Below are 15,116 nucleotides of genomic sequence, written 5' to 3' on the forward strand. Positions count from 1 at the left end.
CCTATTCGGCCGCTGTACGAAAAGGGTGTTGTTTGACGTCGAGCCCAGTGCCGCCTTCGGCGGCGAGCAGGAAGGCGATGGTCTCCCTCAAGGTCGGCTCGATCGGGCGGGGCGTATAACCGAGTTCGCGCCGGGCGCGGTCGATCGACAGGTCCGAGGCGTAGAGCGCGATCCGCACGCCCTCGGCGGTGCCGGATGGTGCCCGTCCGGTAATATGGTCGGAAATGAATTCCAGCATGCCGGCGGAGAACTCAGCGAACCTACCGGGCACGGGAACCGCGAAATGGCTGCGGCCGCTGATCGCAGCGACCAGGTCGAGGATGCGGCGCAGCCGCAGGCTTTCGCCGCCGAACACGTAGCGGCCGCCGATCTTGCCGCGCTCCATGGCCAGGATCAGCCCGGCCGCGACGTCGCGGACATCGACCAGATTGACGATGAAATCGAGGTAGAGCTGGACCCGATTATCGAGGAACAGCCGGAGCATCTGCGACGGCGGCGTCAGGTTGCTGTCATGCGGTCCGATCGGCATGGTCGGGGTGCCGATCACGACCGGGAAGCCTTCCGCGGCCGCCTGCATCGCGCGCGCCTCGGCGAGCGCCTTCGAGCGCGTATAGGCGCCGGGCATCGCGGTGGCCGGCGGGGCGGTCGGTGCCGTCGCGGTGCCTTTCGTGCCCGGATAGTCGAACAGGATCGACTCGGTGGAACAGTGCAGGAAGCGCCGGACATTGGCCTTGCGCGCGGCAGCGAGCACGGTTTCGGTGCCGACGCAGTTCACGCGGTAGAAATCGTCGCGATCGGGCATCCACATCCCGGGCAGGCCGGCGAGGTGGTAGACCTGATCGACGTCGTTCACGGCCTCGCGAACGACGGTCGCATCGAGCACCGAGCCTTCGACATAATGCACATCGGCAATCATGTGCGTCGGGCAACGAATGTCGAGCACGCGCACGTCCATGCCCCGCGCTGCCAGCGCAGAGACGAGGTGGTGTCCGATAAAGCCGCTACCGCCGGTGACGAGGACTTTCATTTAGGGATGCGAGTGCTGGTCGCCTTGAAGCCGGTTCGATGCCCCCTGATCCTGCGACCAGTTGGGCGCGATGAGATCGGCCACGGAGGGCCGGAAACCGAAGACCATGTATAATTTCGCCATCACAAACATCGGTCCAAGAAACAGATGAGCCGGGTGGTCCAACAGCGAAGGATTGTTCCGCTCGAACACCTTATGACCCACGGTCTGCGAAACGAAGCCAAGGATCACAAGTCCGGCAAACAGGGCCCAGAGCGCCGCTCCGTGGACGTGGTCCGCAATCATCATGGCGGTAGCAAGGAGCAGGACCGCGAAAGCGAGAATGCCGGCGCCGAGCGCGGCATCGAGCAGCAGCCAGTAGAACAGGACCGGCAGCGCCAGAATGGCGCCAAGGCTGATTCGGAAGCCCAATGCATCGAAATGCCACAGGCTGAGCGGCAGGACCGCACCCGTAAACAAGAGAATGATGCCGCACACATGCATCAGGCCATTGCGGGGATCCCGATGGTATTCGACGTAATCGATCATCTGGCGTCGAAACAGGGCGTTCATGTCGGACTCGCTCGTCAATGATGACATCGATGACCGCGCAATCGACGGCCGCAAAGATGGGCCTATACCATCAAGCCGCAACGCCGACAAACCGCGAATCGTCGCTGGTCAAACCGGCCATTTGTCGCGGCTCACCGACGGCAAGAAGTGCCGCCAACCCCCCGGGGTTCCCGGTCCGGCGCTGCGTGTCAGGAGTCTCACAGACATTTGGCTGGTTCTCGTGCCTGAAGTCCGTCCAATATTGCCTCCCACTGTTTGCGGACTTCGGATGTCCGTCAAGGGATCTCGGCCAGCGCGGAGATTTCGGATCGGCAGCGTCGGCATGAGATCAGCCGTGCGGAGCACCGGCAAATCCATGATTCCAGTACGGTTTTAGTGCGACGCCTGATCGGGGCGCTGCCGGTCGGGAACCTCAAATGCAGCGTGCCGGAAAGCGGTATTTCGCAGCTGGGCCTGGTCACATAGGCACTGTCGCGCTGTCCGCCTGCGAGGTTGAGCCGGCGCGCCGCGTTTATTTGTGATGCTTTCTCAAGCCCTCGCTCTTGGCGGCGGGCTGCGCGACGACAGGGGTCGCAGCCGGTGCGGTGTCCTCGGCCTTGGCGATCGTGATGATCTGGATCTGCTGGTTGATCGGCGCGGTCGGGCGCGCCGGATCGAGCAGTTGCTCCTCGCCGAGCCCGATCGATTGCAGCCGCTTTGCCGAGATCTTGAACGTGTTGACCAGGATATCGCGGATCGCATCCGCCCGGCGCTGGCTCAAGATCACATTCGCCTCGCGCTTGCCGTTCGCCTCGACATGGCCGACGATCAGGAAGCCGTAGGGCAGCAGCGAGGAATGCACCATCGCATCCGCGATGCGCCCCACGCTCTGGTAGGATTCGGGCTTCACGATCGGCGTGTCGACGTCGAAGGCGATGTCGACATTGAATGTCGGCAGGTTCATCAATTCCGGCGCGATCGGCGGGCGCTTCTGCGGTGGCGGCTCGTTGCGGCTGCGCGATTTCGATCGCTCCTGAATCTGTTGCTTGAGGGCTGGCAGGTCCAGCGCAGGCGCGGCGTCAAGATGGTCGAGTTGGCTGACGATGGTGTCGCGCGTCGCTTCCTGAGCGCGCGCCGGCGCGTCATAGCTGAGCCAGACGAGAAGGGCAGCCGCGACGGCGCCGAACCAAGCTGTCGCCGGATGACGCATCAGCGATACCCCGCGTCCCCGATCGCCTGCTGACAGCGCGCGCTGACGCCGTTGCTGGCCACCAGACAGGGAATCGATTTGCTGGTCTCCTTGGTCGAGCCCGCGCAAAGCTTGACGATTTCGCGCTGGCAGGCATTGGCCACCGTCACCCTGGCGGCAATTCGTTTCTGGATCGCATCCAAGGCCTGGAAATAGGTCGCCTTGCACTGTGGCGAGATCACATCCTGGTTACGGCTGAGGCATTCCTTCAGACGCGATGAGTCGAGGTTGACGCCGCGGCAATTGGCGGTGATGTCTGCTGCGCAGTTCGCCGCGATCGTCGCGGCCGCGTCGGCAAAGCTGATCGTCTCGGCCGCCGCAAGCGACGGCACGATGAGCGCGACCGCGAAAATGAGAGTGCCTCCCCGGACCATGGCCGCATCTCATACGATGGCGGCCGCCACGGTCAAGGCCTAACAAAGGCGGAGCTGTGGGCGAATGTTGCGCGACGTGTCTCGAGGCCGGCTCAGGCCCGCTGCACGAAACTGTCGACGACCTTCTTCTCGCCGGCCTTGTCGAAGGCGATGGTAAGCTTATTGCCGTCGATCTTCACCACGTGGCCGTAGCCGAATTTCTGGTGAAAGACGCGGTCGTCGAGGGCAAATTCCGACGTGGTGCCGGTGGATTTTGCCACCAGCTCGCCTTCGATCGTCAGCGGACCGCGCCGGTTGCGCGACGAGAAGCCGCCGAACTCGCCGCGGCCGCCGAAGGGCGACTGCTCCTCGTTGAAGCCGCCTTGACCCTGACCGGGGCCGCGCCCGCCTTGACCGGGCCCGCCTTGCCCGCGGCCGCGCGCCTGGGCGCGCTGCCAGCCGGGCGTCGAATAGCTTGAGCCGAACGTCTCGACATTGTCGAAGCGTGACGGGCCATAGCCGCCGGCGCCGCCCCAGCCCGAGCCGCCTTTGGATTCGGTGATCTCCACGCTCGCTGCCGGCAATTCGTCGAGAAAGCGCGAGGGGATCGTCGTGGTCCAGGTGCCGTGGATGCGGCGGTTGGTGGCGAAATAGATCTTGGCGCGGCGGCGTGCGCGCGTCAGCCCGACATGGGCCAGACGACGCTCTTCCTCCAGGCCCGCGCGGCCCTGTTCGTCGAGCGTGCGCTGGCTTGGGAACAGCCCTTCCTCCCAGCCCGGCAGGAACACGTTATCGAATTCCAGTCCCTTGGCCGAATGCAGCGTCATCAACGACACCGCTTCCTCATCGGCGTTGCCCTCGCGGTCCATCACCAGGGAGATGTGCTCGAGGAATCCGTGCAGGTTCTCGAACTCCTCCATCGAGCGGATCAGTTCTTTGAGGTTGTCGAGCCGGCCCGCGGCGTCGGCCGAGCGGTCCTTCTGCCACATCTCGGTATAGCCGCTCTCATCGAGCACGATCTCGGCGAGCTCGGTGTGCGGGGTGACCTCGCTTTGCTTGCGCCAGCGCTCGAACTGCAAAAGCAGCTGGCGCAGGCTGCCGCGCGCCTTCGGCTTCATCTCGTCGGTCTCGACCACGGCGCGCGCGGCCTCGAACAGCGGGATGCGGCGCTTGCGGGCGTGGTCGTGCAGCATCTGCACGGTGGCGTCGCCAAGCCCGCGCTTCGGGACATTGACGATGCGCTCGAAGGCGAGATCGTCGGCCGGCGAGTTGATCACGCGCAGATAAGCCAGCGCATCGCGGATCTCGGCGCGCTCGTAGAAACGCGGGCCGCCGATGACGCGATAGGGCAGGCCGAGGGTGACGAAGCGATCTTCGAACTCGCGCATCTGATAGGAGGCGCGCACCAGGATCGCGATCTCGTTCAGCTTCTCGCCCTTGCGCTGCAGATCCTCGATCTCCTCGCCGATGCCGCGCGCCTCTTCTTCCGAATCCCACGCGCCGGTGACCGTGACCTTTTCGCCCTCGGTATCTTCGGTGCGCAGCGTCTTGCCGAGCCGGCCTTCGTTGTGAGTGATCAGATGCGAGGCGGCGGCGAGGATATGGCCGGTCGAACGGTAGTTGCGCTCCAGGCGGATCACCTTGGCGCCCGGGAAGTCATGATCGAAGCGCAGGATGTTGTCGACCTCGGCGCCGCGCCAGCCATAGATCGACTGGTCGTCGTCGCCGACGCAGCAGATGTTCTTGGGAGGCGTTACAGCCGCGGGCACGTCTCCACCCTCTCCCCTTGTGGGAGAGGGGGCCGAGCGAAGCGAGGCGGGTGAGGGGTCTCGATCCGCGGAGACAGACCCCTCACCCGGCTCAGTTTCGCTTCGCTCAACTGATCCACCCTCTCCCACAAGGGGAGAGGGTACGGCGGCGGGCGTAGTGGGCGCGCGCGACGAGCTCGGCGCCTGCGCCAATAGCCGCAGCCACAGATATTGCGCGACGTTGGTGTCCTGGTACTCGTCGACCAGGATGAACTTGAAGCGGCTCTGATACTGCCGGAGCACATCCGGGTTCTCACGAAACAGCCGGATGTTCTCGAGCAGCAGATCGCCGAAATCGGCGGCGTTGAGAATCTTCAGGCGCTCCTGATAGCTCGCATAGAGCTTGCCGCCCTTGCCGTTGCCGAACACGGCGGCTTCACCCGAGGGCACCTGCGAGGGCATCAGTCCGCGGTTCTTCCAGCCGTCGATCAGGCCGGCCAGCATGCGCGCCGGCCAGCGCTTGTCGTCGATGTTCTCGGCCTGCAGCAGCTGCTTCAACAGCCGGATCTGGTCGTCGACGTCGAGCACGGTGAAATTGGATTTCAGCTGCACCAGCTCGGCATGGCTGCGCAGGATGCGGCCGGCGATCGAGTGGAAGGTGCCGAGCCACGGCATGCCTTCGACTGCCTGGCCCAGCATCTCGGCAAGGCGCGACTTCATCTCGCGCGCGGCCTTGTTGGTGAAGGTCACCGACAGGATCTCGCTCGGCCGCGCCCTCCCGGTGCTGAGGATATGCGCGATGCGCGTGGTGAGCACGCGCGTCTTGCCGGTGCCGGCGCCCGCCAGCACCAGCACCGGGCCATCCAGCGTCTCTACCGCCTCGCGCTGCTCCGGATTGAGGCCTGAGAGATAGCGCGCGCCGCCGGTCGCAGCCGCGCGGGCACGCGCCGCGATACCGCCGGCGAGCGGCTGGTGGTCGGGTGCGGGAAATGGGCTCAGTCTGTTCGGCTCGGTCATCAGCGAATCAATCTCATCCCCACGATGACATCGTGAAGGGGCAAAGGGGAGCCTCATAGCAGGGATTCAGGGCTATATGGGGCCGCTCATTCTGTTTTACAGCCCTAAATCAAGGCGCCGGCACGGGACGGCGCCCGCGATTGCCGATTTTGTTCCTGTCGCCTTGTAAATTTTAGCCCTTTTCAACTTCGGAACCAATGTTCCCGAGGCGGATTGTTCTGGCAACGGCGCCAGCGCTCATCGCAGCAGGCCGCTATCGAGAGACAGATTCGCAAGACAGAGGTCGTGTCATGTTAGGTTGGGTTGTCACCTTCCTGGTGATCGCATTGATCGCTGGCATCCTCGGCTTCGGCGGCGTCGCCGGCGCCTCGATCGAGATCGCCAAGATCATCTTCTTCATTGCCGTCGTGCTGTTCCTGGTTTCCGCCGTGGTCGGCGTGGCCCGCGGACGCAGGCGAGTGTAGTACGACCTCATCCCCTGACAATGAGGTCGGGTGAAGGGCGCGGCGCCTCGGCCGGGGCGTCGCGCCCTTTGCTTTGCTTCGATGGCCCGGCCTCGCCGGTCCGATTGCGATGATCGATGGCGCCTCGCGCGCGTCAGGCCGGCGTCGCCAGCGACAGTTCGATCTTCGTCACCGCGGGATCCAGCGCCACCGAGGCGAGCCGAGAATCATTGGACAGTGCCGTCAGCATCAGCTTCTGGTCCTGCACGCGGAAGATCCGGCACAGCGTGGTGGCATCGGAGGAATCGCGCAGCATCACCGAGAGCGGCGCGACGCCATGCGCATCGGCGATCTTCTCCGCCGCCAGCGCCATGCGCGTGGCTGCGGCAGCGAGCCGCTCCGGATGATGGGCGGCTGAATTGGCCGCCAGCGGCAAGCCTTCCTCGTTGGTCAGCAGCACCGTCTCGAAGCGGCCGACCTCGGCGATCTTGTCGAGCAGCGGCACCAGTTCGCGCCGCTCTCCGGCCTCGCTCGCGAGCTGCGCCAGGTCGAGCGAGATGCGCTCGCGTTCGACCAGCGGCGCGAGCACGTCCTGGATCGTGGTTCGGAGGCTTGCTTCCTGCTCCGTCACCTTCTGTCGGCTCTGCTCGCGCAGTTGATCGAGGCTCGCCGCCTGCAGCTGCGCCTGCCGGCGCAACAGGTCGCGCGCCAAGGCGCCTCTGCGGGCGCCGAACAGGTATCCGGCGCTCAGGAGCAGAATGGCGGCCCCGAGGCCGCTCACGATGGCAAAGATCGTCATGGTTTTTTCGCTGCTTCTATTCGGCCGCAATCCTCCACGCCGGCAATGCGCAGCACGGCGCTCCGCTCGCCTGCGACGCTCCTGGCGTCGGCCGGCGTCTCGCCGGCTCCGGCGGCGCGAACCGAGATCTGCTTCGCGGGAACTCCGCCGCGCTTGAGCTCGCTCGCGACGGCCTTGGCGCGCGCATAGCTGAGCAGCAGATTGTAGTCCTCGGTCCCGGTCGTGTCGGAATGGCCGTCGATCAGCACGGTCGCATCGCCATGCCGGGGCAGCCAGCGATGCAGCATCTCGATCGATCGCCTGACATCGCTCGGGTTCGGCCGGGCACTGTTGTGATCGAAGGCGATCGTCAGCGGCTGGAAACATTCCGTCGCTGTCGGCTTGGGGGCAGGCGGCTCGACCGGACCTTGGGTTGTCTTTGCCTCAGGCGAGGCCGCTGGCGGCTTGGGGGGCTCGATCGCGACCGCTGACATGGCAAGCGCAGGTGTGGGACGGATGTCCGCCGGTTGCGGCGGCTGCGGGCGCTCGGAAGGTTGACTGTCCTGGCGCGGCACCGCCGCAGGCTGCGATTCAGCCGGTCGCTCGACACGCGGGCGCGGCCGCTGGGCCGCCATGGTCGTGACCGCGGCGGCTCGGATCGGCCCGCTTGCGCTTTGCAGCCAGAGCTCTGCGGATGCCACCGCGATCATCGTGCCGGCGATCGCAAAGGCCGTGGCGAGCCACGCCGGAGCGTCCTCGCCGGCCACCGCGCAGGGATTGATCCCGCCGGCGTGCCGGCGGGGGAACGGCACGCGCTGGGTCAGCCCGTCAGGCGACGGCGGTGTCGCTCGGGAAGGAGGAGCCAGCATCTCTAGCCAACGGGAATCTTGAATGTCGGCGTGATCAGGTCGACGCCGCATTCCAGACGCGCGCACCATTCGATGAACTGCCGGCTCATTGCCGCATCGGGGAACAGTGCGCCGTGCTGCGGGGCGATGATCTCGATATCGAGCTGCCGGACCATATCGGCCCAGGCCTTCATCACGCGATTGGCGGCCATGTAGCGCCGGTGGAACCCTTCCATGTAGTGCAGATGCGCCCTGAAATCGCGAACCACCATGTAGTCCATGCCGATCGATGCGCCGAGGTCGCCGCTGTAGAGAATCTTGGAGATCGGATCGTAGAGCTGGAAATTGCCTTCGCTGTGCAGGAAGTGCGCCGGCAGCGCATAGAGCTTCGCACCGGCGAGGTCGAACACCATGCCCTCGTCCGGAATCGGCTTCAGCCGGTCGGCGACGATATGGTCGAAGCCGAAATGCGGGACGAAGCGCGTCCACAGCGAGGAGATGTAGGCGTCGGCATCGGTGGTCATCAGCCAGCCGTTGATGGCTGCGACGATGTCCGGGTCCTGGTGCGAGAGGAACAGATATTTCAGTCGGCCGCCCGACAGCTCGCTGAAGGTTTCGGCGAGCACCTTGGCGTAGACCTTGTGACCACCGGGATCCAGGATCATCCCGATCCGGTCGTGGATGATCAGGTGCTGGTTGGCCTGAACGGCGAGACCGCCCGCACTGAAGTCCTCGAGCAGGATGTTCTTGTGAACGCCATCGTCGTAGAGGACGGTATTGGCCATTAAGACGCACTCCCGCCGGCGCGGCGCCGATCGCCGCGCGCCGGCTCTGTGATGGGGACGGGCTTACAGCACCTTCTGCAGCGACCGGACCGCCTCGCGCATGTCGAAGAAGGTGAGCCCCAGCTTGCTGTTCTCGTTGGTCAACGCCAGCAGCAGCGCGCCACGGCCTGCGCTGACGAGAATGGCGTAGCCGGACTCGCCGCGGATGATCACCTCCTGCAGATGGCTGCGGCCGAGCTCGGTGGCGGCGCGACCGCCAAGGCTCAACAGCGTCGCGGTCATGCCTGCCACCCGGGTCTCCTCCATGTCGGCTGCGAGCACGCTGGCGATCATCAGTCCGTCTTCCGAGATCAGCGCGCAAGCTTCGACCCCGAAGGAGTCGCTTTGCAGCTTGCGCAGAACCCGGTTGATTTCATCAAGCCGTGACATCGGCTTCTCCTCGACGATGCGGGGGGAAAACATGGATTGAAATTGAGACCTGGGCATAGGATTGGGCATATCGTCGTGCTCAATGGCTGGTGTGGAATGATCTGGGGCTATGGTGGTCGGGGTCGGAGAGGTGGGCGCGCCGTCGGAGTTCGATTCGACGCTGCCGGTCGAGGCGGCGCTCGCCTCGAGGCTCTCGACCGCATCATCGAGCGCGCGCTGCTCAGCCTTGATGCGCGCCCGCGAGACCGGAGGCGTCATTGAACTGAGTTGGGAGATCAGTGCATCGCGCGCCGATTGATAGAACTCGGCGCGGCGTTCGGGACTTGCGTCCGGCAGGCTCTCCATCGCCCGCGACAGCAGAATGAAATAGTCGGCCGTCGTCACGCGACCGACAAGCGGATCGTCATGCGAGCTTTGCGACCTCTTCAAGAGGCTTGCGATGCGTCCCACCGCCACTCTCATCCTACTCAACGCAACAGACCTGATGTGCAGCCTAACGTGCACCTCATCTCGGCCCGAATGATCTGAATCAAATCACAGGAAAATCACAATCGTCCTGCGAAGCGCGTCGCGGTATGAGTTCACCGATGTCAGCGCATCATCGCGCATGATTTGCAGATGCGACTCAAACTGATCAGATGATACCACTGGCGCGCAGGCAGTCGTCGCTAACCACCGCTCGTGTCGATCGGCGTCTGTGTCGCCGCTGTTTTCTCGCGCACCAACATTGTTGGTCGTCGAGACAAGGTACGATGCAACCAAGCAAATGATGGTGGGGAGGTCGCGTGGATTTCAAGGACTATTTGCAGCGCGATGCCGTCGCGCTGGCCGAATGCGTGGCCCGCGGCGAGACGACGGCGGTGGAGCTGCTGCAGATCGCATTGCGCCAGAGCGAGCGGGCGCAGCCAAAGACCAACGCAATCTGCCTGATGATGGCGAGCCAAGCGCGCGCGCAGCTCGCAAAGCCGCTCAAGGGGCCGTTTACGGGCGTTCCCTTTCTGATCAAGGACGCCGCGCAGGACTATGCGGGCCTGCCGACAAGCTATGGCAGCAAGGCGCTGTCGGCCGTCGTTGCAGCCGACCACGCCCATGTCGTCAGGCGCTATCTCGCGGCCGGGCTCGTGATCTTCGGCAAGACCAATCTGCCCGAGCTCGCGCTGAAGGGGGTGTCGGATTCGCAGGCCTTCGGCCGCGCCTGCAATCCCTGGAATGTCGATCACACGCCCGGCGGCTCCAGCGGCGGCGCGGCGGCCGCAGTCGCCTCCGGCGTGGTGCCGATGGCGGCCGGCAATGACGGCGGTGGCTCGATCCGCATTCCCGCTGCCTGCTGCGGCCTGTTTGGGTTGAAGCCGTCGCGCGGACTGATCTCGTCCGGCCCCGCGTTTGGCGAATATTGGTATGGCGCCTCCAGCGAAGGCGTGATCTCGCGCAGCGTGCGCGACACCGCGGCGGCGCTCGATGTCATCGCCGGCGCCGAGCCCGGCGATCCCTTTCTCGCCGCGGAGCCTGGTGTCGTGTTCGCGCAGGCGATGGAGCGGGAGCCGGGTCGCTTGCGCATCGGCTTCACTGCAGCCTCACCGATCGGCACCGAAGTTCATGCCGAGGCCAAGGCGGCGGTCGAACAGGCAGCGAAGCTCCTGGGCAGCCTCGGCCACGAGGTCGAGGAAGCCTCGCCCGAGATCGATGGCGCCGAATTGGCGAAATCCTTTCTGCACATCTATTTCGGCCAGGTCGCCGCCTTCGTGTCGTATGGCCGCGAACGCGGCGCCAAGCGCGAGGATTTCGAACTGCTGACGCGGGTGCTGGCCACACTCGGCGGCGCGATCTCCGCCGGCGCATTGACGACGCAGCTGTTGAAGTGGAATGCGTTCGCGCGGGCGCTGGCGCGCTTTCATGCGCGATATGATCTGTTGCTGACGCCGACGCTGGCGCATCCGCCGATCCGGCACGGTCAGGGCGATCCGAGCGCGGCGGAGCAGACGCTGCTCGATATGCTCGACCGCATCGGGCTGCTCGGACTGCTTGGCCGCGCCGGCCTGCTCGACGGCGCCATCGACAAGATCGCCCGTGACAGTCTGCAATATGTGCCGTTCACGCAATTGGCCAATCTCACCGGCACCCCGGCGATGAGCGTGCCGCTGCATTGGACGCAAGACGGTCTGCCGCTCGGCGTTCAATTCATTGCGAGGCTGGGCGACGAAGCTCGCCTGTTGCAGCTTGCCCATCAGCTCGAGCAGGCGCAGCCCTGGTTCGAGAAGCTGCCGGCATGGGTGACGCAGGCATGAGCCGCTGATGTGGGCGCGACAACCTCGCCTGTCTCCTAGGGGATGCACACATTTCTTCGCCGCTCGAGCCGCATCCACCTTACCTCTCCCCGCCTGCGGGGAGAGGTCGGATTACATCGTAAGATGCAATCCGGGTGAGGGGGTACAGGTCTAACGACTCGCACTGATCGTGCGTCTGCCCCTCACCCCAACCCTCTCCCCGTAAGAACGGGGAGAGGGAGCACACCGAGTCCGCCGCGCCAGCGTCCAATACGCTTGGTTGGGAATGAGTGCATGCCTTAGTGCCTGTCTCCGGACGATGCTTCGCACCGCCGGAGACCACGGTGGCCGTCCGCTCTCGCAGCGGAGCGGCTCGGGCTTTCCTCACCGCTTGGTGATCACGACCTCCAGATATTCTGACGGGACCACCATGGTGCCGTCCTCGGCGCGATTGTGCTTGGCGATCAACGCCAGCAGATCCCGATGCAGCGCGTCCTGCTTGAGCGTGTCGAGCGCGGCGAAGGCCTTCAGCATCGGACCGTAGTAGGTCCTGAAGACATCAAGGAAGTGCCCCGGCGAGCGATAGCGGAACACGAAATTCAGCGGTTCGCAGCGGATGCTGCTTGCCTCAGCTCCGAACATGTCCTCGATGCGCGACGCCGAGCCCCACAGCGCCGGCGATTTGGTGCCCGCAGGTGGCGGCAAATAGCTGCCAAGCGTCTTGAACACCTGGCCGATGAAGCCGTCCGGCGTCCAGTTGGCCAGACCGATCTTGCCGCCGCGCTTGCAAACCCGGGCGAGTTCGGCCGCGGCGCGGTCCTGGTCGGGCGTGAACATCACGCCGAAGGTCGAGAGCACGACGTCGAACACACGATCCTCGAACGGCAGCGCTTCGGCATCTGCTTCCTTGAATTCGACCGGGAGGCCGTCAGCGGCGGCCCGCAGCCGGCCGCGTTCGAGCAGCGCCGGCACATAGTCGGTGGAGACTACGCTGCACCAGCGCCGGGCTGCGGCCAGGGTGGCATTGCCGTTACCCGCCGCGACGTCGAGCACCTTCTGTCCCGCGCGGAGATCGAGCGCCTCACAGAGGTTTTCGCCCACGATCTGCAAGGTCGTGCCGACGATCGCGTAATCGCCGGAGGACCAGGCGCTGTGCTGGCGCAGCTTCAATGCGCCGAGGTCGAGCTGATCCGTGCTGGCTGGTGTTACAGCTGAAATATTCATGATGACGCTCCTGTCGAAATGTTCCTGGCTCGCGCTTTGTCCTTGTACGCGGCTTCGATCTGCAGGCTTTTCCTCTGGATTCGTTCGCCGAGCAGATCCACAATTCGGTCCTGAGCATTGCGCCAATGCGCGCCGAGTCCGTGTAACATTGTTGTCAGAACAGCCATAATGGGCCCTCGTCCGTTGAACATGGGCGGGAGCTAAGCGACAAAAGAACAAGAGCGCTATCCAGATCGCGACACGACTATCCGGATCGCGAACTTTTTCGATGCAGCCGGCGACGTATTGAGAGCGCTTCGGAGATCGCTGCATGGTTCCATTACGAGGCGACGAGCCGCTTTCGACCAGGCCGCTGCCGCGCGGCGTGCGCCGCGCATTGCAGGCCATGGGCGCCGATCTCGGCCGTCGATGGCGTCTTGCGGATCTCGCTGATGTCGCCGGGGTCTCACCGCGGACGCTGCAGCGGCAGTTCATCGCCTGTTTGGGCAAGCCGCCGCAGGCTGTCTTGCGCGAGCTCGGGTTCGAACGCGCCCGTGGCGAGCTGCTACACGGCGATCCCGACCTCAAGGTGATGGATGTCGCTTTGCGCTGTGGGTTCGCACATTACGGTCGCTTTGCCGTCGCGTATCGCCGCCGCTATGGTGAAACGCCGTCGGAGACGTTGAAGCGGCAAGCCGTGCTTGCCGCGCAGCTCGCTGCCAAGCCGGCCGTTGTCATGCCGGCGCAGGATCGGCCCACTCTGGCCTTCACCCCCATCGAAGCAGGGGCCGAGCACGACGATCTCGCGACAAGTATTTCGGAGGATCTCACGGCCGCCCTGACGCGATCCGGGCTTGCGGTCGTCTCGCGCGCCGGTGCCGCCCGCTACCGCATGCATGCCGTGCTCCGCCAGGACGCAGCCGATATGCGTCTCGTGCTTCAGCTCATCGATCAGACCACGGGTCGCGTGCTATGGGCGCAGCGGATCGAAGGCGTGCTGCAGCACGATGCCGAAGGTTACGAGCGAATGGCGACGCGTGTCGCGGCCGCCCTGCAGCCGCAACTGCGGCTCGCTGAGATCGAGCGCGCGGCGCGCAAGCCCGAGGCCGAGCTGACCGCGCATGATCTCGCCTTGCGCGCGCTTCCCGGCGTGCTGTCGCTGGACGCCGAAGGCAATGCGCGCGGGCTCGACCTGTTGCACAGAGCGCTGGATGTGGAGACCGAGCATGGGCTTGCGACGGCGCTTGCGGCCTGGGGGCATGCCCAGCGCGTCATCTACCACTTTTCGTCGAATGCGTCAGCGGATCGGGCGCAAGGCCTTGCGCTCGCACGCCAGGTGGGCGCGCAATGGGCAGACCCGACCGTGCTGTGCGTGCTTGGCAGCGCGCTGACCTTGTTGAACGAACTCGCCGACGCCGATCAGGTGATCCGCAGGGCGCTGGCGGTCGATGGCGGCTCGGCATGGGCCTGGAGCCGCAGCGGCTGGCTCGACGTGTATCGGGGCGATTCGGCATCCGCGATCGAACGGTTTCTGATCGCGCTCGACCTTGCGCCGCAGGACCAGCTGGCCTTCAACAGCATGGTCGGGATCGGCTGCGCGCATTTCGCGGCAGGGAATTATGACGAAGCGGCGCGTTGGCACCGGCGCGGGTTGCTGGAACATCCCTCGGCACTGTGGGTGCATCGAACCATGTGTCCGGCCTATATGCTTGCAGGCCAGCGCACCGAGGCCGGACACAGCATGCAGGCGCTGCGCGCCCATTATCCGGATCTGACGATCTCAGAGGTCGAGGGCGGCATGCCGCCGCTCCCGCATTCCTACCGCAGCCTGGTGGTGGAGGCGTTGTCGGAGGCCGGCCTGCCGGCGTGAGACCGATGTTATTTCACCGGCATGCTGATGCTTCGGCCGAGCCCGTAGGGGTGCTGCAATTGCGCGTGTTCGCACACCATCTGTTGGATGTGCGCCTGGATGTCGTCGGGAAACGGCGCGACCTTGCGCTTGGTCATGTCGATATGGACGGACATGTTCTCCGAGGTCGCCGACAGCCAGCCGTCGGTGGCGTGGCGCAGTTCTTCGAAGGTATGCAGCCGCTTCTCGTCGGCAGCGATCAGCCAGACCGAGATCTGCACCGGATCGCCCAAATGGATTTCCCGCAAATAGCGCACATGGCATTCCGCGGTGAAGGTCGAGCCCTGCCGCTCCTTCATGTAGGCAGGGCCGATGCCGAGCGCGGCCCAGAGCTGATCGATGGCGCGATCGAACATCACGTTGTAATAGGCCATGTTGAGATGGCCGTTATAGTCGATCCATTGCGGCTCGATCTGCATCACCGAGGACAGGAACGGGCGTGGACCAGCTTCGGCGTTGGTAGGCATTCCAAGATCGCTCATTCGCTCTTCCGTTTGCTCCCTTGACCCTCTGGTGATCCTTTGCCACCGTC

General features: G+C 64.9%; 14 protein-coding genes. 3 read left to right on the forward strand and 11 right to left on the reverse strand.

Translation table 11 applies throughout. The features are described 5' to 3' along the window. Position 1: 1 nt before the first annotated feature. The 5 genes from ACQR1W_RS22525 to ACQR1W_RS22545 all read right to left on the reverse strand — a co-directional run bounded on the left by ACQR1W_RS22525 (position 2) and on the right by ACQR1W_RS22545 (position 5,925). Positions 2-1,027, reverse strand: a complete 1,026-nt coding sequence (locus ACQR1W_RS22525) for an NAD-dependent epimerase/dehydratase family protein (RefSeq protein ID WP_434852839.1) — start codon at positions 1,025-1,027, stop codon at positions 2-4. Next, positions 1,028-1,579, reverse strand: a complete 552-nt coding sequence (locus ACQR1W_RS22530; RefSeq protein ID WP_434852840.1) for a DUF962 domain-containing protein — start codon at positions 1,577-1,579, stop codon at positions 1,028-1,030. Positions 1,580-2,090: 511 nt separating this feature from the next. Beyond that, on the reverse strand, positions 2,091-2,768 hold the full coding sequence (locus ACQR1W_RS22535; protein ID WP_434852841.1) for an OmpA family protein: 678 nt from the start codon (positions 2,766-2,768) through the stop codon (positions 2,091-2,093). Then, complete coding sequence (locus ACQR1W_RS22540) at positions 2,768-3,181, reverse strand: hypothetical protein (RefSeq protein ID WP_434852842.1); 414 nt, start codon at positions 3,179-3,181, stop codon at positions 2,768-2,770. The genes ACQR1W_RS22535 and ACQR1W_RS22540 overlap by 1 nt, the downstream gene beginning before the upstream one ends. Before the next feature lie 92 nt (positions 3,182-3,273). After that, on the reverse strand, positions 3,274-5,925 hold the full coding sequence (locus ACQR1W_RS22545) for an ATP-dependent helicase (protein WP_434852843.1): 2,652 nt from the start codon (positions 5,923-5,925) through the stop codon (positions 3,274-3,276). 290 nt (positions 5,926-6,215) lie between these two features. Here ACQR1W_RS22545 and ACQR1W_RS22550 point away from each other — a divergent pair, with 290 nt between their 5' ends. Beyond that, positions 6,216-6,389 (forward strand): DUF1328 domain-containing protein, encoded by a 174-nt coding sequence (locus tag ACQR1W_RS22550; protein ID WP_008974473.1) that lies wholly within the window; start codon positions 6,216-6,218, stop codon positions 6,387-6,389. A gap of 133 nt (positions 6,390-6,522) precedes the next feature. Here the strand turns inward: ACQR1W_RS22550 and ACQR1W_RS22555 are convergent, their stop codons facing one another. The 4 genes from ACQR1W_RS22555 to ACQR1W_RS22570 all read right to left on the reverse strand — a co-directional run bounded on the left by ACQR1W_RS22555 (position 6,523) and on the right by ACQR1W_RS22570 (position 9,658). Continuing rightward, on the reverse strand, positions 6,523-7,167 hold the full coding sequence (locus ACQR1W_RS22555) for a hypothetical protein (RefSeq protein WP_434852844.1): 645 nt from the start codon (positions 7,165-7,167) through the stop codon (positions 6,523-6,525). After that, entirely contained in the window at positions 7,164-8,015 is an 852-nt protein-coding gene (locus ACQR1W_RS22560) for an OmpA family protein (RefSeq protein WP_434852845.1), read from the reverse strand. Before ACQR1W_RS22560 ends, ACQR1W_RS22555 begins: the two co-directional genes overlap by 4 nt. 2 nt (positions 8,016-8,017) lie before the next feature. Next, positions 8,018-8,779, reverse strand: coding sequence for an MBL fold metallo-hydrolase (locus ACQR1W_RS22565; protein WP_434852846.1), 762 nt, complete (start codon positions 8,777-8,779; stop codon positions 8,018-8,020). 63 nt (positions 8,780-8,842) lie between these two features. Further along, positions 8,843-9,658: a roadblock/LC7 domain-containing protein gene (locus ACQR1W_RS22570; protein ID WP_434852847.1), complete on the reverse strand. Its 816-nt coding sequence runs from the start codon at positions 9,656-9,658 to the stop codon at positions 8,843-8,845. A 335-nt stretch (positions 9,659-9,993) separates the two neighbouring features. On the opposite strand from ACQR1W_RS22570, the gene ACQR1W_RS22575 reads away from it, so the two are divergent. Further along, positions 9,994-11,493, forward strand: a complete 1,500-nt coding sequence (locus ACQR1W_RS22575) for an amidase (protein WP_434852848.1) — start codon at positions 9,994-9,996, stop codon at positions 11,491-11,493. Positions 11,494-11,856: 363 nt separating this feature from the next. Here the strand turns inward: ACQR1W_RS22575 and ACQR1W_RS22580 are convergent, their stop codons facing one another. Beyond that, complete coding sequence (locus tag ACQR1W_RS22580) at positions 11,857-12,696, reverse strand: class I SAM-dependent methyltransferase (RefSeq protein ID WP_434852849.1); 840 nt, start codon at positions 12,694-12,696, stop codon at positions 11,857-11,859. 310 nt (positions 12,697-13,006) lie between these two features. Between ACQR1W_RS22580 and ACQR1W_RS22585 the strand changes: the two genes are divergently transcribed. After that, positions 13,007-14,545, forward strand: coding sequence for a helix-turn-helix domain-containing protein (locus ACQR1W_RS22585; protein WP_434852850.1), 1,539 nt, complete (start codon positions 13,007-13,009; stop codon positions 14,543-14,545). 8 nt (positions 14,546-14,553) lie between these two features. Here ACQR1W_RS22585 and ACQR1W_RS22590 read toward each other — a convergent pair whose 3' ends face one another. After that, on the reverse strand, positions 14,554-15,066 hold the full coding sequence (locus tag ACQR1W_RS22590; protein WP_434852851.1) for a thioesterase family protein: 513 nt from the start codon (positions 15,064-15,066) through the stop codon (positions 14,554-14,556). Positions 15,067-15,116: the final 50 nt, after the last annotated feature.

The sequence above is a fragment of the Bradyrhizobium sp. HKCCYLS1011 genome (assembly GCF_051167795.1).
In the GTDB taxonomy this organism is placed as follows: Bacteria; Pseudomonadota; Alphaproteobacteria; order Rhizobiales; family Xanthobacteraceae; genus Bradyrhizobium.